General features: G+C 67.7%; 19 protein-coding genes and 1 tRNA gene. 4 read left to right on the top strand and 16 right to left on the bottom strand.

Annotated features, from left to right (window positions below):
• Positions 1 to 18: 18 nt before the first annotated feature.
• From EL337_RS24590 to EL337_RS24570, 5 genes are all read right to left on the bottom strand, one after another.
• On the bottom strand, positions 19 to 492 hold the full coding sequence (locus EL337_RS24590) for a (2Fe-2S)-binding protein (RefSeq protein WP_048633646.1): 474 nt from the start codon (positions 490 to 492) through the stop codon (positions 19 to 21).
• Positions 485 to 1360: an FAD binding domain-containing protein gene (locus tag EL337_RS24585; protein ID WP_048633645.1), complete on the bottom strand. Its 876-nt coding sequence runs from the start codon at positions 1358 to 1360 to the stop codon at positions 485 to 487. The genes EL337_RS24590 and EL337_RS24585 overlap by 8 nt, the downstream gene beginning before the upstream one ends.
• A gap of 10 nt (positions 1361 to 1370) precedes the next feature.
• Entirely contained in the window at positions 1371 to 2072 is a 702-nt protein-coding gene (locus EL337_RS24580; RefSeq protein ID WP_048633644.1) for an SRPBCC family protein, read from the bottom strand.
• 2 nt (positions 2073 to 2074) lie between these two features.
• Positions 2075 to 4423, bottom strand: a complete 2349-nt coding sequence (locus EL337_RS24575; protein ID WP_048633643.1) for a xanthine dehydrogenase family protein molybdopterin-binding subunit — start codon at positions 4421 to 4423, stop codon at positions 2075 to 2077.
• Between the two features lie 116 nt (positions 4424 to 4539).
• Positions 4540 to 5667, bottom strand: coding sequence for an XdhC family protein (locus EL337_RS24570; protein ID WP_048633642.1), 1128 nt, complete (start codon positions 5665 to 5667; stop codon positions 4540 to 4542).
• Between the two features lie 61 nt (positions 5668 to 5728).
• Here EL337_RS24570 and EL337_RS24565 point away from each other — a divergent pair, with 61 nt between their 5' ends.
• Positions 5729 to 6394, top strand: coding sequence for a M15 family metallopeptidase (locus EL337_RS24565; RefSeq protein WP_048633641.1), 666 nt, complete (start codon positions 5729 to 5731; stop codon positions 6392 to 6394).
• Between the two features lie 16 nt (positions 6395 to 6410).
• Positions 6411 to 7280 (top strand): DKNYY domain-containing protein, encoded by an 870-nt coding sequence (locus EL337_RS24560; protein ID WP_048633640.1) that lies wholly within the window; start codon positions 6411 to 6413, stop codon positions 7278 to 7280.
• Between the two features lie 12 nt (positions 7281 to 7292).
• On the opposite strand, the gene EL337_RS24555 is transcribed toward EL337_RS24560, so the two are convergent.
• The 10 genes from EL337_RS24555 to EL337_RS24510 form a co-directional block, all read right to left on the bottom strand.
• Complete coding sequence (locus tag EL337_RS24555) at positions 7293 to 9440, bottom strand: glycoside hydrolase family 183 protein (protein ID WP_048633639.1); 2148 nt, start codon at positions 9438 to 9440, stop codon at positions 7293 to 7295.
• Between the two features lie 277 nt (positions 9441 to 9717).
• Positions 9718 to 10308 (bottom strand): PE-PPE domain-containing protein, encoded by a 591-nt coding sequence (locus EL337_RS24550; RefSeq protein WP_048633638.1) that lies wholly within the window; start codon positions 10306 to 10308, stop codon positions 9718 to 9720.
• Between the two features lie 6 nt (positions 10309 to 10314).
• Positions 10315 to 11235, bottom strand: a complete 921-nt coding sequence (locus EL337_RS24545; RefSeq protein ID WP_048633637.1) for a M56 family metallopeptidase — start codon at positions 11233 to 11235, stop codon at positions 10315 to 10317.
• Positions 11232 to 11609 (bottom strand): BlaI/MecI/CopY family transcriptional regulator, encoded by a 378-nt coding sequence (locus tag EL337_RS24540; protein ID WP_048633636.1) that lies wholly within the window; start codon positions 11607 to 11609, stop codon positions 11232 to 11234. Before EL337_RS24540 ends, EL337_RS24545 begins: the two co-directional genes overlap by 4 nt.
• 13 nt (positions 11610 to 11622) lie before the next feature.
• Positions 11623 to 12882, bottom strand: a complete 1260-nt coding sequence (locus EL337_RS24535) for a L,D-transpeptidase (protein WP_048633635.1) — start codon at positions 12880 to 12882, stop codon at positions 11623 to 11625.
• Between the two features lie 101 nt (positions 12883 to 12983).
• Complete coding sequence (gene treS / locus EL337_RS24530; protein ID WP_048633634.1) at positions 12984 to 15230, bottom strand: maltose alpha-D-glucosyltransferase; 2247 nt, start codon at positions 15228 to 15230, stop codon at positions 12984 to 12986.
• A gap of 138 nt (positions 15231 to 15368) precedes the next feature.
• Entirely contained in the window at positions 15369 to 16622 is a 1254-nt protein-coding gene (locus EL337_RS24525; RefSeq protein WP_048633676.1) for an alpha-hydroxy acid oxidase, read from the bottom strand.
• A gap of 87 nt (positions 16623 to 16709) precedes the next feature.
• On the bottom strand, positions 16710 to 17114 hold the full coding sequence (locus tag EL337_RS24520; RefSeq protein ID WP_048633675.1) for an HNH endonuclease signature motif containing protein: 405 nt from the start codon (positions 17112 to 17114) through the stop codon (positions 16710 to 16712).
• A gap of 48 nt (positions 17115 to 17162) precedes the next feature.
• Positions 17163 to 17237: transfer RNA gene (locus tag EL337_RS24515), tRNA-Thr, on the bottom strand.
• 31 nt (positions 17238 to 17268) lie between these two features.
• Complete coding sequence (locus EL337_RS24510; protein ID WP_048633633.1) at positions 17269 to 18000, bottom strand: hypothetical protein; 732 nt, start codon at positions 17998 to 18000, stop codon at positions 17269 to 17271.
• Between the two features lie 95 nt (positions 18001 to 18095).
• On the opposite strand from EL337_RS24510, the gene EL337_RS24505 reads away from it, so the two are divergent.
• Both EL337_RS24505 and EL337_RS24500 read left to right on the top strand, forming a co-directional pair.
• Positions 18096 to 18812, top strand: a complete 717-nt coding sequence (locus tag EL337_RS24505) for a response regulator transcription factor (protein ID WP_048633632.1) — start codon at positions 18096 to 18098, stop codon at positions 18810 to 18812.
• Positions 18790 to 20322: a sensor histidine kinase gene (locus tag EL337_RS24500; RefSeq protein WP_083443155.1), complete on the top strand. Its 1533-nt coding sequence runs from the start codon at positions 18790 to 18792 to the stop codon at positions 20320 to 20322. The genes EL337_RS24505 and EL337_RS24500 overlap by 23 nt, the downstream gene beginning before the upstream one ends.
• On the opposite strand, the gene EL337_RS24495 is transcribed toward EL337_RS24500, so the two are convergent.
• Complete coding sequence (locus EL337_RS24495; RefSeq protein ID WP_048633631.1) at positions 20294 to 20698, bottom strand: HIT family protein; 405 nt, start codon at positions 20696 to 20698, stop codon at positions 20294 to 20296. The genes EL337_RS24500 and EL337_RS24495 overlap by 29 nt on opposite strands.
• Between the last annotated feature and the right edge of the window lie 147 nt (positions 20699 to 20845).

The following is a 20845-nucleotide window of genomic DNA, read 5'->3' as shown; positions in this document are numbered from 1 at the left end:
CACAACGGCGCAAGGCGGTCAGGCCATGTTCGCGGCGGCCTGCTTCACGGCGTTGATGATGCCCTGATACCCGGTGCACCGGCAGAAGTTGCCGGACAGGCCCTCGCGGATCTCGTCGTCGGACGGGGTCGGATTGTCTCGCAGCAGTGCGGTGATGCTGGTGACGAATCCCGGTGTGCAGAAGCCACATTGCAGTCCATGGCAGTCACGCATCGCGGCCTGCACGGGCGAGAGCTCGCCGTTGTCGTCGGCGATGCCCTCGACGGTGGTGACCTCCTGGCCGTCGACCTGCACGGCGAACACCAGACATGACCGCACCGCCTGGCCGTCGAGCAGTACCGTGCAGGCTCCGCAGGCGCCGTGCTCACAGCCGAGGTGGGTGCCGGTGAGCCCGCAGCGCTCCCGCAGGTAGTCGGCCAGCGTCAGCCGCGGTTCCACTGCGGCCGTGTACCGGCGCCCGTTGACCGAGACTTCGACGGGAATGTCAGTCATGAAGAGCCTCCGTGGTTGCCTGCGACCATGCGCGCGCGACCATCGTCGCGCACACTTTCGTGCGGTAGGACGCGGTTCCCTGCAGGTCGGCGGGAACGTCGGCGAGCTCTGCGACCGCCAACCGGCCCACCTCGTCGGCGCTGATGTCGGAGACGGCACGCCCCACGACGGCCTGCTCCGCGGCGGTACCGCGTTCCGGTGTCGAGCCCATGCCCAGCAGCCCGATGCCGCAGCGGGTCACGACGTCGTCACCACCGAGCTGCACCGCGACCGTCGCGCCGGCGATGGCGAAATCGCCGTGCCTGCGCGCGAATTCCTGGACGGAGAAGCCGGTACGCCCCGACCACGCCGGAAACGTCACCGCGGTGAGCATCTCGTCGGGAGCCAGCGAGGTCTCCCAGAGACCGGTGAAGAACTCCGAGGCCGGGATGCGCCTGCTGCCGCGCGCGGACGTCGCCTCGATCTCGGCGTCCAACGCCAGGGCGACCGCGGCGTACTCGGCGGCGGGATCCGCATGGGCGATGGCGCCGCCGAGGGTTCCACGCGTGCGGATCTGGAAGTGCCCGATGTGCGGTGTGGACAGTGTGAGCAGTGGAACCGATTCCGCCACTTCGTCATCCATGCCTACCAGCGCATGCGGAGTACCTGCCCCGATGCGCACCGCCCCGTCGCGCAACTCGATGTTGCGCAGCTCCTCGATCCGGGAGATGTCGATCAGGTTCTCGAAGTGGGTCAGGCGCATGGCGAGCATCGGCACCAGACTCTGGCCGCCGGCGAGGATCTTCGCCTCGTCGCCGTACTCGCCGAGCAGGCCCACGGCGTCGGCGACGGAGGCCGGCCGGTGGTAGGCGAAGGGGGCAGCTTTCACGATTCCGCCCTCACGCCAGCAGCCGGGCGAGCGCAGCCTGAAGGTCGTCGGCCAAGACGGCGGCGGGGCCCTTGCGCGTGCGGCGGCCGGCCAGGAAGCCCAGCGCCCCGGCGGCTGCGGCCGCAACCAGCAGCGGCGCATACCGTTTGGCGATCGGTACCGCGACGACCTTCAGCAGGTCGACGGAGTCGCCGCCCGGCTGCGGTGCCACCGCAGCGGTTTCTGCTGTCGGCGCGGTGGTGGCCGGTGTCGCCGATCCGCCGAGCAGCTCGGCTTCCAGCGTCTTGGCGAACTGGGCGATCAGGTTGCCCGAGACGTCGGCGAGGACACCGCGCCCGAACTGCGCCGCCTTGCCCGAGATCGCGAGGTCGGTGCTGATGACCACGTGGGTCGCCGGATCCGATTCGGACCCCTCGTCTTTGAGATGCGCGGTGACGGTCGCCGCGGCCGTGCCGTTGCCACGGGTCTCCTTGCCTTCGGCCCGTAGCACGATCCGCTGCGCCGCCGCGTCCGTGTCCTGGTAGGTCGCCACGCCCTTGTACGACACGGTGATGGGGCCGACCTTCACCTTGACCGCTCCGTGGAACGTGTCACCGTCGACAGACAGCAGCGTGGCGCCGGGAAGACACGGCGCGACGCGTTCGCCGTCGGTGAACACCTCCCAGACCTTCGCGGGAGGCACTGCTACCCGGAATTCGTTGTGCAGCTCCACGTTCAGTGGTCCTTTCTGGAAGCCTTCTCGATGAGGTCGACGATCGTGGCCGGGGAGGCGGGCAACTGCGTCACCGTCACCCCGAGCGGGGCAAGCGCATCGTTGATCGCGTTGATGACCGCGGGGGGTGACCCGATCGCGCCACCTTCGCCTGCGCCTTTGTAACCGCCGACACCGGGACCGGGAATCTCGACGTGGCCGAACTCGATGGGCGGTACTTCGGTGGCAGTGGGCAGGAGGTAGTCCACGAACGTCGACGCCACGGGGTTGCCCGCGTCGTCGTAGGCGAGCTTTTCCAGCAGCGCGCCGCCGATGCCCTGGACCGTGCCGCCCGCGACCTGACCTTCGACCACATTCGGGTTGATCATCGGGCCGACGTCTTCGCTGACGATGTAGCGCGTCAGGGTCACCCGGCCGGTCTCGATGTCCACCTCGCACGTGCACACGTGAGTTGCGTTGGCCCAGTGGATCATCGCCTGCGAGTTGAAGCGTGCCGTCGCCTCGAGCGTCGGAGAGATGCCGCCGAGCTGGCCGGGCTCGTAGTAGGACCGGAACGCGATGTCGGCGAAGCTGACACACGTGCCGGGGTCGCTGCGGCTGCTCGCCTTCGAGTCCGCGAGTTCGATGTCGGAGTCGTCGACGCCGAGGATCTGGGCGGCGATCGCGACGATCTGCCCACGCAGGATCGTGCCGGCCTCGTTGACCGCGCCTGCCGTCATCGGCCCGCTGCGGCTGCCCTGGGTGCCCGCGCCGTACGGGGTGACGGCGGTGTCGCCCTGGGTGGCGGATACATCGTCGATATCGGCGCCCAACGCATCGGCGGTGAGCTGCACGACGGTGGTCTCGATGCTGTTGCCCGCCGAGCCGCCGTTGACGTAGACGTTGATCTTGCCGGTGGACTCCATCCGGACGGTGGCACCCTCGGTGGCGAGGTGGCCGGTGGCTGCGCCGGTGGGTTCGATGTAGGCCGAGAAGCCCAGCCCGAGGTAGCGGCCTTCGGCGAGTGCGTCGGCCTGCTCCTTGCGGAAGCCTTCGTGATCGAGAATCTTCACGGCCTGCTCGAAGGTATCCGCAGGCGCGCAGTTGTCGTACGGCATGCCGTTGGGATTGAAATACGGCATCTCGTCGCCGCGCAGGATGTTGATGCGGCGCAGCTCGACAGGATCCATCCCGATCTTGCGGGCCGCGCAGTCGAGAAGCATTTCGCGGGTGAGGGTTTCGTACTGCCACGGGCCGCGGTAGGCGTGCAGGCCGGGGGTGTTGGAGAACACCGTCTTGTAGTTGAAGCTGGCCTTCGGGACGCGGTAGGGGCCGGGGAAGAACATGCCGATGGCCGCGGTGGTGAGCACCGGGTAGGGCGTCGGATAGGCGCCCACGTCCTGGATGAAGTCGATGTCGGCGGCCAGGATCTTTCCGTCGGAGTCGAACGCCATGCGCACGGTGCCGTCGACATGCCGGGATTGCCCGGCCGACATCAGGTTCTCACGTCGGTCCTCGATCCACTTCAACGCGGACGGCACCTTGCGTGCGGCCAGCAGAATGCACATGTCCTCGCGCATCGGCACGACCTTCTGGCCGAACGCCCCGCCGGTGTCGCGCATGATGACCCGCACCCCCTGGGCGGGGATGCCGAGCAGCCGGGCGGCGAATGCCCGCAGCTCGTGCGGGGTCTGGGTGGACGCCCATACGGTGAGTTCCTCGGTGGTCGAGGTCCACTCGACCACCAGCCCCCGGGTCTCCATCGGCACCGGGACGTACATCTGCTGGTAGATGTGTTCCTCGACGACATGGGGCGCGGTGGCGAACAGCTCCTCGTCGGGTGGCATGCCACCCATTCCGCCCGCGACGTTGTCCGGATACTCGCCGTGCACGACGGGCGCACCTGCGCCGTCACCGCCGACGGCCCGCCGGAAATCGGCGACCGCGGGCAACGGCTGGTAGTCCACCTCGACGAGGTCGACGGCGTCTTCGGCCACGTACCGGTTGTCGGCGATGACGAGGGCGACGGGATCGCCGACGAACTTGACCTCGCCCTCGGCCAGCGGCGGGCGGGGCGTATCGGGGATGTCCTTCCCCGCGACGGCGTGCCAGGCCTCCCTGACCTCGGGGTTGAGGTCGGCGGCCGTGAACACCGCGTGGACGCCCGGCAGTGCCAGCGCTGCCGACGCGTCGATCCCGTTGATCGTGGCGTGGGCGAACGGGCTGCGCACGAAGCACGCGTGCAGCATGCCGGGCCGGGTGATGTCGTCGACGAAAGACCCGTGACCAGTGAGAAGTCGGGCGTCCTCGACGCGCGGCACCCGTCGACCCGCGTATCGCGTTGAGACGGATTCGACGGCGCTGTCGGTCACGAGATCACACTCCTAGGGCTGTAGAGAGTGACGTTATCGCATCGGAGAGCGACATTTCCACCATTGCTGTCTCACCGCCCGCGGCCTTGTCGCCTCGCCCCGGGTAGGGAGGGTGACTACTCGTGGTGAATGCGGCCGTCGGTTTCGGTGAGCGGCCGACCGCCTCCGCCCCAGCGTCGGGCGATGATCTCCGCCGCGATCGAGACGGCGGTCTCCTCGGGCGTGCGGGCGCCGAGATCGAGGCCGATGGGGCTCGATAGCCGCTCCAGCTCGGCGTCGGTCAGGCCGATGTCGCGCAGTCGCTGCATGCGGTCGTCGTGGGTTCGGCGTGACCCCATCACCCCGATGTAGCCGGCCCGCCGCCCACTGGGCAGGCGCAGCGCCACGTCGAGCACGGGCACGTCGAACTTCGGGTCGTGGGTGAGGACACAGATCGCGGTGCGTTCGTCGATCGAGCCCTGTTCGGCCTGGGCGGCCAGGTATCGGTCCGGCCACTCGACGACCACCTCTTCGGCGGCGGGGAAGCGGGCCGGGGTCGCGAACACCGGGCGGGCGTCGCAGACGGTCACCCGGTAGCCCAGGAACACCGCCTGCTGGGCAAGCGCGGCGGCGAAGTCGATGGCGCCGAACACCAGCATCCGAGGGCGCGGTGCGTAGCTGGAGACGAACACCTCCATCCCGGCCTCCTGCCGCTGACCGTCGGGGCCGTACGTCAGCACCGCCGACCGGCCCGCCAGCAGCAGACCACGCGCGTCGTCGCCCACCGCGTCGTCAGCCCGCGGCGACCCGAGCGACCCGTGTCGCGAATCGGTGCCGACGATCAGCCGCCGCCCCACGCGCCGGTCGTCGGGATGGGCGATGACGGTCGCCACCGCGACCGCGCGGTGCGCGGCGATGTCATCGGCGACACGCTCCAACTGCGGAAAGGTGTTGCGCGACACCGCCTCGGTGAAGATGTCGATGATGCCGCCGCACGTCAGGCCCACCGCGAAGGCGTCATCGTCGCTGACGCCGTAGCGCTGCAGTTCGGGTTGTCCGGCGGCGACCACGTCGTTGGCGACCTCGTACACGGCGGCCTCCACGCAACCGCCCGACACCGAACCGGCCACGCTGCCGTCAGGGGACACCACCATCGCGGCGCCCGGTGGGCGCGGCGCGGACTTCATCGTGCGCACCACCGTGGACAGCCCTGCGGTGCCACCGGCCTGCCACACCGCCAGCAATTCGTCGAGGACGTCGCGCACCAGCGCAGTTTATGCCCGCGGTATCCCATGCCGCCGCGCCGACGCCCTCTAGAGTGCACAGATGAGCGTTCTCGCCCTGCGCTGCTTGATCATTGGAGCCCTGGCGGCGGTGGCTGCGATCGGGCACCCCGCGACCGGCGCCGCATCGCCGGTCCCGCCGGTCTCCGAGGAGGCCCGCGCGGCCGGATTCGTCGACGTGCGCACCGTGGTTCCCGACGCGGTGATCGACCTGCGCTACGCGACGACCGACAACTTCGTCGGCATCGCGCTGTATCCCGCGGGCGCCCGCTGCCTGGTGCACGAGTCGCTGGCACCGGGGCTGGCGACGGCGGCGGACCTGCTGCGTCCCGGCGGCGAGCGCCTGGTCTTCTGGGACTGCTACCGGCCCCATGGCGTCCAGGTGAGGATGTTCGAAGAGGTACCCAATCCGGCCTGGGTGGCGCGCCCGGGGGAGTACGCGCGCAGTCACGTGGCCGGCCGGTCGGTGGACGTGACGCTGGCCGGCGCGGACGGCCTGGTGGACATGGGCACCGGTTTCGACGATTTCACGCCGCGCAGCCTCGCCTACGCCACCGATGGCGTCAGCGCTGCCGCGCAGGCCAACCGTGCCCGCCTGCGCGATGCGATGAGTGCGGGCGGTTTCACCGTGTACGACGGCGAGTGGTGGCATTTCGATGGTCCGGGCGCCGCAGTGGAGCGCCCGATCGTCGATGTGCCGGTCGTTTAGGTGCTTCGATAGGCGAATGCGCAGATTCATCGCCGTGGCAGGCGCTGTGCTGCTGGCGCTGGTGGCAGGTTGCAGCCGCAGCGAGGAACCGGACTCGCTGTTCGACGACGCCGGCTATCACGTGCGGGGCAACACCGCTTACTATCTGAATCCTTTCCCGGGCAAGGCGTTTGCGATCGACGGCGCGGACGCTGCGACGTTCGAGGCGCTGGACCGCACCTATGCCCGCGATCGGCAACACGTGTTCATCAACGGTCAGCTGTTGCCGGGTGCCGACGCCGCGACGTTCCGGCTGCTGGACCGGCCGGGGTTCTCGAAAGATCACAGCCGGGTCTATCAGCACGATCAGCCGATCAGCAGCGATCCCGACAACTTCGGGTTCCTGGCCGGTGGCCTGGCCAGGGACAGCACCAGCGTCTACTGGACCGATGGCACCGTGTTGTCCGGCGACCCGCAGAACTTCGTGATCATCTCCGACAGCGACCACTATCTGTTCGCCAAGGACAGTGGCACCGTCTTCGTCAACGGCAAGGCCATCGTGGGTGCCTCGCCTGCGACGTTCCAGCTCGCGCAGGGTGCCTACGCCACGGACGACACGGGCGTGTTCTATTTCGACGGGCAGATCGAGGGAGCCGACGTGGCCACCTTCCGACCGTTGGAAGGGCCGTACGCCCTCGATGACGCGCGCGTCTACTGGATGGGCAAGCCCATCCACGGAGCCGACCCGGCCACGTTCGCCGTCCTCAACGCCAACTTCGAATGCTCGGCCGACCAAACCCGGGCCTTCTACCGGCAGGCGGTGATCGCCGGCGCCGATCCGGCGGCGTTTCCGCCGGGCCGTTCCGTCACAGGATGCTCGGAGACCACGATCTCGTTCGGGGACTGAGGCTTTCGCCGATCAGAGCTTGCTGAGGTCGGTGCGCATCAACATGATGTTGTAGTCCGACCACAGCGACAGGTTCCAGTAGAGGTCTGAACCGCTGCCCTCGGTCGACGGCGACCACGGATGCAGCATCGGCGCGTAGATGCCCCCGCTCTGCTGGGTCATCAGGACCGTCGCGTCGGACCAGGTGCCCTCGGGGGTGTCGGACGTGCGCATGACGATGTTGTTGGACTGGTCGCCGTAGAGCACGATGTACTTCTTCAGGTACGAGTTGTACTGCACCGACATCTCACTGACGGTGTAACCGGGTTTGGTGAAGCCGAAGAACCCGCCGGATTTGCCGATGATCGCCGACGCCGACGACGGACTGCCCTTGACCCACCGGGCGGGTGTGCTCCCGAACCAGCCCGACGACGCCTTTTTGTAGTACTCGTATTGCGAGACGTTGAGGACGTCGTCGGACTTCACGCGCGCGAGGTATGCGGCGCCCTGGCGACCGTTGGGCGTGCCGTAGACGTAGACGTACCCGTCGTCGCCCTTGACGTACGCCGACTGCTGGAAATTGCGGTTGCCGCTCAAAAACGAGTTGTAGCGCACACTTTCGGGTGCCACGGTGAAGTTCTCGCCGTTGTCGTAGGAGTACGCCGTGGCCGAGTAGTTGGTGGTCCAGCGGCCCGACGAGCCCCATTTGGACACCGACATGAAGTTCACGTACTGGATGGTGCCGAACGGCGTCTCGTCGGTGACCTCGGTGGGCACCGATACGCCGGCCGTCGGGATGAGCGTCACCGAGTTCGGAAGCCACGACGGCCGGTTGATGATCGGGCGGGCCTGCGTCGCACCCGACAGCGGGGCGCCACCGAACATGTTGCCGGTGTACCACTCCCCGTTGGGGATGGTCATGCCGTCGGACAGATCTCGGTCCGAGCTGCGGAACAGGGTGTTGTAAATGTGCCTGCCGGTCATGTTGGGCCCGCCGAAAGTGTCACCGACGGCGATCAGCACCTGGTGCTCGTTGTACGGCGTGGTCGGGTCGTCGACCATGCCGTTGTCCCAGATGACGCCGACGTCGGTGCCGTACACCTGGTAGCGCCCGAGCGTGTTGGCGAGGAGCTTGTCGCTGTAGACGGTGCTGCCGGTGACCCAGCTGACGAAGTTCGTCGACGGACTGACCTGCGGGTTCAGCCACGGCGAGTACGAGGGCACCACGGCGGCGGTGGTCGCCCCGTCTGTCAGCGCCAGGCTCGTCGGGGTGACGGCGGCCGAGCGGGGTGCCGTGGTGGTGCTGCGTGCCGCGAAGAGGGTGTCGAGTTCGCGCCGCGCGAAGGCGAGCAGCGCCCACAGGAACGGAGGCTGTGGAGCATCACCGGGCTGGGCGTCGGCCTTCTGGCGCGCCCAGTCCATCATGCTGTTGACGACGTTGACGACCGCCGTGATCAGGTTCGGCTTCTTCGCCGCCGCGGCCTGGTCCTGCTCGGTGGTCAGCAGTGCGGCGACCGTCGGAGACACGGTCGCCGAGTCGGTCTTCGCCGACGTGGTCGTGGCGGTGGTCGTGGTCGTGGGCACCGTGACGGTCTGGGACTTCCGCGGCGGCGCGGCAGGGTCGTCCGACTTCCTGGTCTTGACCGCGGCGGTGGACTCGTCGGGGGTCTTCGTCGCGCTCGCGGTCTCGACCGCCTTGTCGCCGGACTTGGTGGAAGACGGGGTCTTTACCGGGCTGGCTCCGTCCGGATCCTCGGCCTCGGCCTCGGGCTCGGGCTCGGGCTCGGCCTCGACATCCTCGTCGGGGTCGGCGTCTTCGCCCGAAGCGGCGCCCTGGCCGGACTCGACATCCTCGTCGGCGTCCTCGTCGGCGTCCGCCTCGGCGTTCTCTGATTCCGCGGCGTCGTCAGGTTCCGCCTCAGCGTCAGCGTCCGCGTCCTGCTCGGGGTCGTCCGTGTCGTCGGCGGCCGTTCCGGACGACGTCTTGGCCGGCTTCTCGGCAGCGTCCGATGTGTCCTTCGCGTCGCTGTCCGTGCTGGACGCGGCGGAGACCGACGACTTCGAGGCGGCTGACCCGGTGTCATCGGCCCATGCCGTGCCCTGGCCGAGAAGAACGGCTGATCCGACGCCCAGTGTGACGGCTAGACCGCCGACCCGGCCGACATACGCTGCGGCACCCATGAAATCCCTTCGATCAAAGCGTGAACGCCCCCGCGTCACCGAACATTCAATCGCATCGGCGAGGCCTCAGCGAGCAAAAGGTTAAATCGCTGCGGCTTTCGTTTCGTTACTGTGACCATGCACCTTTCCCTGACCTGGTCAGCTTGTCGGGGTTCTGCAGCAAATGAATCTGGTGCTGCTGGTCCCGGCTTTGCAGTGCCTTTCGTGGGTGCCCACCGCGTCGGCAATGCGTCACCGAACCCGCGACCGGTCATCGTCGCCGGCCGCCGGTCGAGCGTCATCGCGCGACGTAATAGGTGGTGTTGCCGACCTGGGCCCGCACCCGGGCGGACGCGATGTCCACCCGGCTGTAGTCGAGATGGTCGGCCATCCTGCCTGCCAGGAGTACGGCTTTCCATGCCAGGGTGAGTTTCTCCGGCCAGGCGTCGTTGTTGCACCAGCCGTCGTGAGATCGCGCCACGTCGAGCACCGTGTACTGGGTGTCGTCCGGTGTCCGGGGCAGCGGTCTGCCGTCGAACCCGCGCTTACCCGCGCCGCCGTATCGCCGCCGCGGATTGCCCAGCAGGATGAACCGCACCCGCTCGGCCGGCGGGGCGTCAGGTCGGGCCGCGTACCGGCTGAGCCACTCGGAGACGACCTCGGCGCCCTGGCTGTGCGCGACGACGTCGATGGGTCCGGTGGTGCCTGCGAGTGCCGACCGCAGCGCGAGCGCGAGCGCCTCGACGCCGGCAGGGATCGACGAGGCCGACGCGGCCTGGGGATACTTCACGATCACCCGGTTGGACTTGCGTGCGTAGCCGTGCAGCGCAGCTCCGACGTGGTCGTTGGTGCCGTAGTTGAGTCCGCCGAGGGTGAGGACCGTGGTCATGTCAGGTCAGGCGTGGCAGATCAGCGCGAGCCCGACGGGTGAGAGGACCAGCGCCGCCAAGATCGCAGACAGCAGCACTTGCTCACGCACCAGCGGGCCCCGCCGGGGAGGCGCGGCAAGGCGTTCGGCGCGGGCCACGACGGCCGTGTCGGCAGCGGCCAGCGCCGGTCCGCCGGTGTGCGCCGGATCGGCCAGTGCCACCAGTCCGCCCAGCAGTGGTCCGCGACCGTGACGGCGCGCTGCGGAGTCGTCGGCGCACATCTCGACCAGGCGGCCCACCGCGGCGACCGCCGCGGGGAACAGCGGCAGCGCGGGTAACGACGCGGCGAATGCGCGCAGCAGCATCATCAGCTGGGGATGCCGTCCCGCCAGGTGGGCGCGTTCGTGGTCGAGCACTGCGGCCAGCTCGGGCTCGGACAGGGCCTGCACCGCGCCGCTGGTCACCACGATGGCGTCCGGTCGTCCGGCCACGCAGTACGCGGCGGCGTGGTTCGTCCGCACCATCACGACGTCCGGTCGGTGGGTGGGGGAGCCGAGGATGTACGCCGCGTGTGCGTGTTCGACGCTGCGACGCCACAGTCGTTGCAGCGCATTGACGATTCGCCGGACCATGATGAACGACACTGCACCGCAACAGAGTCCGATGGCGGCGAGGGCAACGTCGCCGCCCCAGCCCAGGTGGTGCAGCGCCAGAACCGCATCGGTGCACAATCCCAGCACCGGGTGCACCGGATGATGGCTCAGCACGTCGCGCAGAATCCCGGCGAAGCCGACGGTCCAACCGCCGACGGCGACCGCGATCGTCGCCAGCCAGACGGTCACCGCCAGACGGGGACTCAGTCCCCGTCGTGTCACGTGCCTCAGCGCTGCCGGCGCGAACCAGACCAGGGCTGCCGAGTAGCCGAGCAGGCAGAGCGCGGCAGTCATGACGTGGAAGAGCGGCGGGTGACCTTGCGCAACGCGGCGCGCAGGCGGGCGGACTCGTCTTCGTTGATCTGTTGCAGGAAGAAGTTCAGCACCAGATCGGTGTCGCCACCGGAGTGGAAGGCGTCGCGCATCAGCGCCGCGGACCGCTCCTCACGCGTCATCGTCGCCCAGTAGCTGTAGGCCTTGCCGAGCCGTCGCCGCTCCAGCCAGCCCTTGCGATGAAGGTTGTCCATCGTGGACATGACGGTGGTGTAGGCGATCTCACGCTCGGTACTCATCTCGTCGAACACTGCGCGCACCGTGATCTCGTGATCGCTGGCCCACACACGGTCCATGACCGCGGCTTCCAGGTCTCCGAATCCTCGCTGCTGCATTGTTCGACCTTAACTAACTGCGCAGCGCGCTGCCCTGACTCCACTGTTCCCAGGACAGCGACCAGTCGCCGTTCTGCTCCTGTTTGAGGGGCTCACCACCGGTGTTGCGGATCTCGACCACATCACCTGGTTGGGCGAATTCATAGAACCATTCCGCATTTTCGGCACTGAGGTTCAGGCATCCGGCGGAGACATTGGTGTTGCCCTGAGCCCACACGGTGGCTTCCCGCTCGTGCAGGTAGATGCCGTCGGGACTGATCCGGACCGCGTGCGGGACGCTGATGCGGTAGCCCGAGGCCGACTCCACAGGAAGCCCGTAGGTCGAGGAGTCCATCAGGACCGGATTGGCCTTGTCCATCACGGTGTAGGTGCCGGCCTGCGTCCAGAACGCGATGGTCTTACCGCCCACCGTTTCGGTGCCGCCGCGGCCCATGGATGTCGGCATGGTCCGGATCAGCCGGCCGTTGTGGAACACGCTGACCTGCTTGGTGACATCGTCGGCGATCGACACGCGGGAGTCGCCGATCCGGAAGCGGACCATGGAGTCGTCCCGCCCGTACACGCCGTCGCCCAGATCGGCGCCGTATATCCCGGCGTCGACGGTGACCTGTGTGCCGGGCGGGTAGTACTCGCGGGGACGCCAGTGGGCTCTGCGGTCGTTGACCCAGTGCCAGGAGCCCTCGACCTGAGGCGACGTGGTGACCCGCAGCGCCCGCTCTGCCGCCGCGCGATCCGGGATGTCGTCGTCGAACCGGGCGACGACCACCATGCCGACGCCGTATGTTGCGCCATCGGCGAGTTCGACCCCGGAGGTGCCCGACAGGGTGACGGCGGTCTGACTGCTCGGCGTGACGGTCGAGAAGCGGGACACCTCGGTCCTGACGGCCGAATCCGTGCCGCGGCCGGTGGCTTTCAGTGTGTAGGTGCGTCCGTAGCCGAGCGGTTCGGCGGGCCGCCAGTCGCGGCCGTCCGGTCCCATCGCGCCCTTGACCCGCCTGCCCTGCTCATTGGTCATCTCGACGGCGGTCAACGTGCCCGAGTCGGCAGTGACGCGGACCGAGTCGACGGGGCGCACACCGTCTTCGCCACCGCCGGTGTGGATCGTGATGGCCAGGGGCGCAGGCTGTTCCGTGACGGGCTCGGCCGTGAAATCCTGCGTTGCCGCGCGTTGCCGATCGATGGTGACGGGCGAGCCGCTCTGGGAGATCACAAGAAGGCTGATCGCGGCGACGGTGAGCAGGACAGCGAACCGGCTGCGGCGGGGCGTCGGCACGGCTTCCTCCCAGCATTGACGTCACGGCGTCGACGGTCGACGCAATCTACGTAGCTACATAGTAGATGAGGAGCGGTGGTCCGGCGGCCTGCCGCGCCCGGTCAGTCCACCTCGGGATGTTCCGGCGGAGCCTCGACCAGCAGCGAGAGACCCTGGTGTGCGGCAAGTTCGACGCCGAAGCTGTGCAGATCGTCCACCGTCGCCAGGTGCCTGCCCGAGAACATGTCGGACACCTCGCTGCCCGACGGCAGCTTCAGCGACCGCACCGTACCCGCGACGTCCTCGTTGGCGAAGTTCAGCACGGTGAGCTGGTACCGGCCGGGGTCGTCGAGCTGGTGGACGAGCACCAGCATGCCGCGGTGGGACACCTCGGGAATGTCGATCTGGCGGCTGGTGGCGATCCCGTAGTGCGAGCGGACCTTCAAGATCGCCTGCAGCTGGCGCAGGAAGCTGTCGTCCTCCGCGAGCTGATCGGGGATGGAACCGTACAGGCTTCTGCCCCTTGGCATTCCGGCCGGAGACCGGGTGGCGGTGGGGTTGACGCCCATCAGATCGTGTGCAGCTCGGTGAATCCAGCGGGTGTCGCCGCCGCGGAGCAACTCGCTGACGTCGGAGGGTGGGAGGGTGAGCATACCGCACACGTCCCAGCCGGACAGCGCGAAAACCCCTGGTTGCAGTGCGTTGAACATGACCATCAGCAGGTGTGCGCGCCTGATCCTGTCGATCTGCTCGGGGTCGTCGATGCTGTCCAACGACGAGATCCCCAGGGTCGCGGCGATGACCGTCGCGGTGGTGCAGGCGATCCCGTTTGTCGTGAAAACCAAATTATACGGCGCGTTTTCGCCGGTGAGTTGGTCACTGAGGTCGCGGCGGATGGTGTCGCCGAGCGCCTCGCCGGTGATCTCTTCGCCCTTGTAGGTGTAGACGTCGTCGCGGTGACCGGTAGACCAGTGCACCAGTTCATAGGTCAGCTCGTCGTGGTTCTGCAGCGCGTGCACCAGTGAGGCTGGGTCGACGCCGAGCTCGAGCGTGGTGCGCAGCGTCAGGCGCAGGAACTCGGTGTCGGCCGTGGCCAGCGCGTGATGGTAGGCGGGGCGGTTGATGAAGTCGTAGGACAGGTCGGCGCCGGATTCGCCGATGGCCCGGATGTCGTCGATCGTGAGGTTGAGCTCCTGGAAGGTGAACCCCCCGACCTTGCGCACCATGCTCGAGATCAGGTGGTTGGCTGCCTCGGAGAGCGGATGGCCCTCAGACCATGCGGTGCTGTCCTCGGCGGCGGTCTTCTCGGCACCGAGGAACCCGTTGGCGTCCAGGCGCAGGCCGCCGGTACCGAGATCGGTCAGGGAATGCAGCGCATCGCCGATGACCAGTCGCATGCCCGCGAAAGAAGGATCCAGCCAGTTGATCGACGGTTGTCCGTCCTTGAAGTAGTGCAGATACACCCAGCGCCGTTCCACCCCGTCGATGCCGACCACGGGGCGGGTGACACTCCAGTTCGTCTCCTTGACGCCTTCGGCGTAGAAGATGACGCGCTGCAGCGGGCCGATGATGTAGCCCGCCTTGTCCAGCCACTCCTCGGTGGCGGCGTCGATGTTGACTGAGTCCGCACCCGCGGGCACGTCGGGCAGATACTCCCAGTCGCGGGGGTCCACATCGACCATGTGATAGATGCCGGGATAGTCCGCGTATTTCATCTCGGCCAACCGGAAGTCGGCTCCTTTACCGGTGTGACCGGGAACGATGTCGTCGATGATGGTGCCGCCGTACCAGTTGGCGGTACCGCACATCGTGCGGAAGTCCTCCTCGGTGCCGAACGCGGGATCGATCTCGGTGCTGATCCGGTCGAAGTGCCCGTCCACGCTGGGGGTCAGCTCCCAGCCGGAGATACCACCCGCGCGCTTCACCGGTCCGGTGTGGACGGCTTCGATCCCGATCTCGGAAAATGCCTTCCACATGTCCGCATCGGCCATGGCCTTGAGGAACGACTCGTTCGGCCTGGTGATCAGCGACAGCGGGTACGCGGTGAACCACACCGAGGCCGTCTCGACCGCGCCGCGCGCGCTCGGCTCCGCATAGGGGTTCTGCCACATCGAGCCCTGGCCGGAGAACTGCTGGCTGATCTCGTTGGCATCGGCGAGCATCGACTGGCTGATCAGCCAGGACACGTAAGCCGGATTCTCCGCGGTGGGTGAGCCGTCGCGCGCCAGAGAGCGCCGGGTGAAGGGGGTCCGCACACGGGGCCGGTAGCGCAAAGACCGGGGTCGTGCGGGGTGCAGATGTTCGTCGAAGGTGATCTCGGGGGCCTCGTTGCCCGAGTCCTCAGCATCCGACTCCGCCGCTTGAGACAAAATTCCGCCTTCGCATGGTTGATTCGTGCCGAACCGTTCGGAGTGAAGTATTGCCTCGGTCGGCCCATGTTGAAACTGGGCGGGGATTGTCGTGGGCGTTATCTCAGATTCCGGGCGCTGTCGACGGTGTACGTCGGGCTACCTCACCTCAAGGTTTACCAGCTGCTGTCGCGGGGCGAGCCGGATGAGCTGGGTGACATGGGCCGGCGTGAGCTCCTCAAGGCAGGTCACGCCGAGCAGCCGCATGGTGCGGGCCACCTGTTCGGACAGGATCGCGATGGCGCGGTCGACCCCCGCTTCACCGCCGGCCATCAGGCCGTACAGGTAGGCGCGGCCGACGAGGGTGAACCGGGCGCCGAGAGCGACGGCGGCGACGATGTCGGCACCGCTCATGATGCCGGTGTCGAGGATGACCTCGGTCTCGTTGCCGACGGCGGCGACGACGTTGGGAAGCAGGTGGAAAGGCACCGGTGCGCGGTCGAGCTGGCGGCCGCCGTGGTTGGACAGCACAATGCCGTCCACCCCGATGTCGACGACCTTTCGGGCATCGGCAACCGTCTGGATGCCCTTGGCCACGACCTTGCCCGGCCACTGGGCGGTGATCCACGCCAGGTCGTCGAAGGTGACGGTCGGGTCGAACATCGTGTCGATGAGCTCGGCCACCGTGCCCGACCATCGGTCCAGTGAGGCGAAAGCCAGCGGTTCGGTGGTCAGGAAGTCGATCCACCACTGGGGGCGGGGCAGAGCGTCGATGACGGTGCCCAGGGTCAGCGCCGGCGGAATCGACATGCCGTTGCGCTTGTCCCGCAGGCGCGCACCCGCGACGGGCACGTCGACGGTGACCAGCAGCGTGTCGTAGCCGGCGGCGGCGGCGCGCTCCACCAGCGCCATGGAGCGGTCACGGTCTTTCCACATGTAGAGCTGGAACCAGTTCCGGCCCTGCGGGTTGGCCTCGGCGACGTCCTCGATGGAGGCAGTTCCCATGGTGGACAACGAAAATGGTATTCCCGCCCGGCCCGCGGCGCGGGCCCCGGCGACCTCACCCTCGGTCTGCATCATGCGGGTGAACCCGGTGGGTGCGATGCCGAACGGCTGCGCGACCGGGGCGCCGAGCACCTGCCAGCCGGTGGTGACCGTGGAGACGTCGCGCAGGATAGCGGGCTGAAATTCGATGTCGGAGAACGCCTGTCGGGCCCGGGCGATCGACAGTTCGGCTTCCGCGGAACCGTCGGTGTAGTCGAACGCCGCCCTGGGGGTGCGGCGTTTGGCGATGCGGCGCAGGTCCTCGATGGTCAGCGCCTTCTCCAGGCGGCGGGTCTTGGCGTTGAGTTGGGGCTTCTTGAACTGCATCAGCGGCGCGAGGTCGGCGACCTTCGGTACTCGGCGTTTCATGGTCATGCCCTTTCATGCCGAACGACGTTCGTCTACAAAGACTTGCGAACGTCCACGAGTGCTGTGTACAGCAACCTGACCGGTCTCTCAGTAGGACTGACCGTCAGCGTATCGCTGGCGGCGGTAGTGGCGCCCCTTGCCTCGGTTGCGACTCTTGTACGTCGGCAGCTGCGAGTCGCAGTTGGGACAAAGGAGCCGGAGGTTCTCCCGGTGATTGTTGGTGGGATTGCCGTCGATGTGGTCGATGACGAATGCGAGGGGCAGGCCCAGCCACACAGCGGCACCGCCGCAGATGGCACAGCAGCCGGACTGAGCTGCGGCGAGATACAGCCGGATGTAATGACCTCTGGTGGTGCCGACGAGCGCTTCGCCGGATTCGAGCCAGCGCTGGGTACCGGTGTTGCGCCGAGCCGAGGCCTGGCACGCGTTACTGCAGTAGATCTTCTGGCTGCGCTTGAGAAGTGGTGCACCGCAGCCGCGGCACTCTCTCACGCTCTCGAATGTACGGTCGGCCTCCGACAACTGGCGATCGCCGGATAGTGGAGCCTCCTATCGGGATTGAACCGATGACATTCCGCTTACAAGGCGAACGCTCTACCACTGAGCTAAGGAGGCGTGTCCGTTCGGACGCGTCAGATCTTATCGCCTACTCGTCGACGTCGATAACCCGCTGCGGGGTCACCGGCCGGTTGATCGGACGGCTCCGAGGGCGTCGGCCGGGGAACGGGATCCGGTCGGCGATGTTGCTCAGCGGGTTCACCACCTGACTGAGCACGATCACCGCTTCGCGGAGTGCCTCGATCGTCGGCTCCAGAGCTTCCAGTCCGGGTGCCAGGCGGTTGAGGGTGTCCGCGACCGTGGCGAGTTGCTCAAGCGGCCCGTTGCGGGCGGTGAGGGTGTCGACCACGCCACCCTCGGCGAAGAGTCGGTCGGCGACGCCGTCCTCGGCGAGCAGCCGGTCGACCAGGCCCTCCTCGGACAGCAGCTGATCGACCAGCCCGCCCGGTTCGATGGCGCGCATCAGCCCGCCGTTCTCCTGCGTCAACCGGTCCAGCACGCCGCCGGGAGCGGTCAGCCGATCCACCACCCCGCCAGGCTGCAGCAGCCGGTCGATCGGACCGTCCGGGGCCAGAGCCCGCCCCAATGGTTGGTCCTCGTCCATCAACTTGGCGAGCCTGTTCGCGCGATCGACGGCATCCTGGACCCCGAGCATTGACGCGAACGACGTCGGGGTCTGCGTCCCGTCCCTGGACTCACCCAGGCTCCGGCGGGCCACCGCCAACGCGCCACTGGCAACGCCGAGACCGGCGTCGGCGACCGCGAGCCCGGCCCGCGCCGGCGCGAAGGCCAGGTCTGTGAGGGATTTGCCGAGGTTCATCCGCTCAGTCTATGGACAGCGCAAGCACAGATTCACAGGAAGTGCACAGCTAGTGTGCAGCACATTTCCAACTGGACGGAGAAGTATCAAAACCCATGGCTATGCCGGTACCAGACAACGTCCCCGAGGCTCGCGTACTAGTGGTCGACGATGAGACCAACATCGTCGAACTGCTCTCGGTGAGTCTGAAGTTCCAGGGCTTCGAAGTCCACACCGCCACGAACGGCCCCGCCGCGCTGGACAAGGCGCGCGAAGTCCGGCCCGACGCGATCATCCTTGACGTGATGATGCCCGGTATGGACGGCTTCGGACTGCTGCGTCGGCTGCGCGCCGACGGCATCGAGGCGCCGGCGCTGTTCCTGACGGCACGGGACTCGCTGCAGGACAAGATCGCGGGCCTGACCCTCGGCGGCGACGACTACGTCACCAAGCCGTTCAGTCTCGAAGAGGTCGTCGCCAGGCTGCGGGTCGTCCTGCGCAGGTCCGGCGGAGGCGTCCAGGAGCCGCGGCCGTCGCGTCTCACATTCGCCGACATCGAGCTCGACGAGGACACCCACGAGGTGTGGAAAGCCGGCGAGCCGGTGTCGCTGTCGCCGACGGAGTTCACGCTGCTGCGGTACTTCATCATCAACGCGGGCACCGTGCTGTCCAAGCCCAAGATCCTCGACCACGTGTGGCGTTACGACTTCGGTGGCGATGTCAACGTCGTCGAGTCCTACGTCTCCTACCTGCGCCGCAAGATCGACACCGGCGACAAGAGGCTGCTGCACACCCTGAGGGGTGTCGGGTATGTCCTCCGCGAGCCCCGCTGAGGACCACAATGGTGTCGTGGCTGGTGAGACGAGGCTGTTAGCCCGCGGTATCCCGCTCCGTGTCGGGCTGGTGGCCGCCACGCTGTTGTTGGTGGCGTGCGGTCTGCTGGCGTCCGGCATCGCGGTGACCACGATCCTGCAGCACAGCTTGATGAACCGCGTCGACGACACATTGCTCGACGCGTCGCGCGGCTGGGCCCAGGTGCCCCGCCGGCTTCCGACGGTGACGGTCGACGATCCGAATCCGGCGCGGCCGCCGTCGGACTTCTATGTCCGGGGCATCGATCCAGACGGTCATGTGTGGATGGCGGTGAACGACCGTCACCACGAGCCCGCGTTGCCCGCGGACAACGACGTCGGGCCGGTACCCGTGACCGTCGGTTCGGTCGATCACCCCGACGAGCAGTGGCGGGCGATGACAGTGCGCGGGCTGCGCGGCGAACTCACGACAGTGGCGGTCGACCTGTCCAACGTGAAGTCGACGGTCCGGTCGCTGGTATACACACAGGTCGGCATCGGAGCCGCTGTCCTGCTCGTGTTGGGGATCGCCGGCTATGCCGTCGTGCACCGCAGCCTGCGCCCACTCGCGGAGGTCGAGCAGACCGCGGCGGCCATCGCGGCGGGGCAACTGGACCGCCGTGTGCCACAACGTGACCCACGTACCGAGGTCGGCAGGCTGTCGCTGGCGCTCAACGGAATGCTCGCCCAGATCCAGCACGCGATGGCGTCGTCGGAATCGTCGGCGGAACAGGCGCGCACGTCCGAGGAGCGGATGCGGCGCTTCATCACCGATGCCAGCCATGAGCTGCGGACCCCGTTGACGACGATCCGCGGATTCGCCGAGCTGTACCGCCAGGGCGCCGCGCGCGATGTGGAGATGTTGATGAGCCGCATCGAAAGTGAGTCGGCCCGAATGGGACTGCTGGTCGAGGACCTGCTGCTGCTCGCCCGGCTGGACGCGCAGCGGCCGCTGGAGCAGCGCCGGGTGGACCTGCTGGCGCTGTCCAGTGACACGGTGCACGACGCCCAGTCCATCGCCCCACAGCGCAGCATCCGGATGGAGGTCTTCGACGGCCCCGGAACCCCCGAGGTCCTCGGCGACGAGCCCCGGCTGCGGCAGGTGCTGTCGAATCTGGTGGCCAACGCCCTGCAGCACACCCCCGACACCGCAGGCGTCACGGTGAGGGTCGGCACCGATGACGACAACACGATTGTCGAGGTCTGCGACGAGGGGCCCGGCATGAGTCCAGAGGATGCCCAGCGGGTGTTCGAACGGTTCTACCGCGCGGACTCCTCGAGGACGCGCGCCAGCGGTGGCACGGGCCTGGGCCTCTCGATCGTCGACTCGCTGGTGTACGCGCACGGCGGCCGGGTGAGCGTCAGCACCGCCCCCGGCTCTGGCTGCCGATTCCGGGTCTCCCTGCCGCGCTTCGCCGAGGCGGCCGACGAGAGCCCGCGCGAGAAGCAGACCGCACTGCCGGTCAGCGCAACTGCGCCAGCGCGTCCTTGATCTTGGCCTGAGCCTCGTCGAGCGACTCGGCCGACGGGTTCTGGTCGACGTTGGCGAAACCGAAGTCGGACAGGTTGCGCGCGGGGAACACGTGCACATGGAGGTGCGGCACTTCCAGCCCGGCGATGATGACACCCGATCGCTCTGTGTCGAAGGCCTTGCAGACCGCCTTCCCGATGAGCTGGGCGACCTCCATGACCCTGGCGAACACCGCGGGCTCGATGTCCTGCCAGTTGTCCAGTTCGGCGCGCGGCACGACCAGCGTGTGGCCCTGCGTCATGGGCGCGATCGTCAGGAACGCGACGATGTCGTCGTCCTCGTAGACGAATCGGCCGGGGATCTCGCCGTTGATGATCTTGGTGAAGACGGTCGCCATGACGCACACGCTACCCACCGTCGCGGCGGGGTTGTCCGGGACTGCGCACGGTCGGACAACGAGAGCGACGGCGGCCAGTCTGATGCTGGCTGCTTAACACCACAGTTGCACCAACGGCCATCTGACGGCGGAAATGAACGCAACCAG

Origin of the sequence: Mycolicibacterium aurum (genome assembly GCF_900637195.1) — a bacterium.
Lineage (GTDB): Bacteria > Actinomycetota > Actinomycetes > Mycobacteriales > Mycobacteriaceae > Mycobacterium > Mycobacterium aurum.
The sequence above is the reverse complement of the archived record's forward strand: the minus strand, read 5'-3'. Positions and strand labels throughout refer to the sequence as shown.

Coding starts and splice junctions, on each gene's coding strand:
- EL337_RS24590 (WP_048633646.1), bottom strand. CDS start 492: ATGACTGACATTCCCGTCGAAGTCTCGGTCAACGGGCGCCGGTACACG.
- EL337_RS24565 (WP_048633641.1), top strand. CDS start 5,729: ATGAGCGTTCTCGCCCTGCGCTGCTTGATCATTGGAGCCCTGGCGGCG.
- EL337_RS24560 (WP_048633640.1), top strand. CDS start 6,411: ATGCGCAGATTCATCGCCGTGGCAGGCGCTGTGCTGCTGGCGCTGGTG.
- EL337_RS24555 (WP_048633639.1), bottom strand. CDS start 9,440: ATGGGTGCCGCAGCGTATGTCGGCCGGGTCGGCGGTCTAGCCGTCACA.
- EL337_RS24550 (WP_048633638.1), bottom strand. CDS start 10,308: ATGACCACGGTCCTCACCCTCGGCGGACTCAACTACGGCACCAACGAC.
- EL337_RS24545 (WP_048633637.1), bottom strand. CDS start 11,235: ATGACTGCCGCGCTCTGCCTGCTCGGCTACTCGGCAGCCCTGGTCTGG.
- EL337_RS24540 (WP_048633636.1), bottom strand. CDS start 11,609: ATGCAGCAGCGAGGATTCGGAGACCTGGAAGCCGCGGTCATGGACCGT.
- EL337_RS24525 (WP_048633676.1), bottom strand. CDS start 16,622: ATGAAACGCCGAGTACCGAAGGTCGCCGACCTCGCGCCGCTGATGCAG.
- EL337_RS24510 (WP_048633633.1), bottom strand. CDS start 18,000: ATGAACCTCGGCAAATCCCTCACAGACCTGGCCTTCGCGCCGGCGCGG.
- EL337_RS24505 (WP_048633632.1), top strand. CDS start 18,096: ATGGCTATGCCGGTACCAGACAACGTCCCCGAGGCTCGCGTACTAGTG.
- EL337_RS24500 (WP_083443155.1), top strand. CDS start 18,790: ATGTCCTCCGCGAGCCCCGCTGAGGACCACAATGGTGTCGTGGCTGGT.
- EL337_RS24495 (WP_048633631.1), bottom strand. CDS start 20,698: ATGGCGACCGTCTTCACCAAGATCATCAACGGCGAGATCCCCGGCCGA.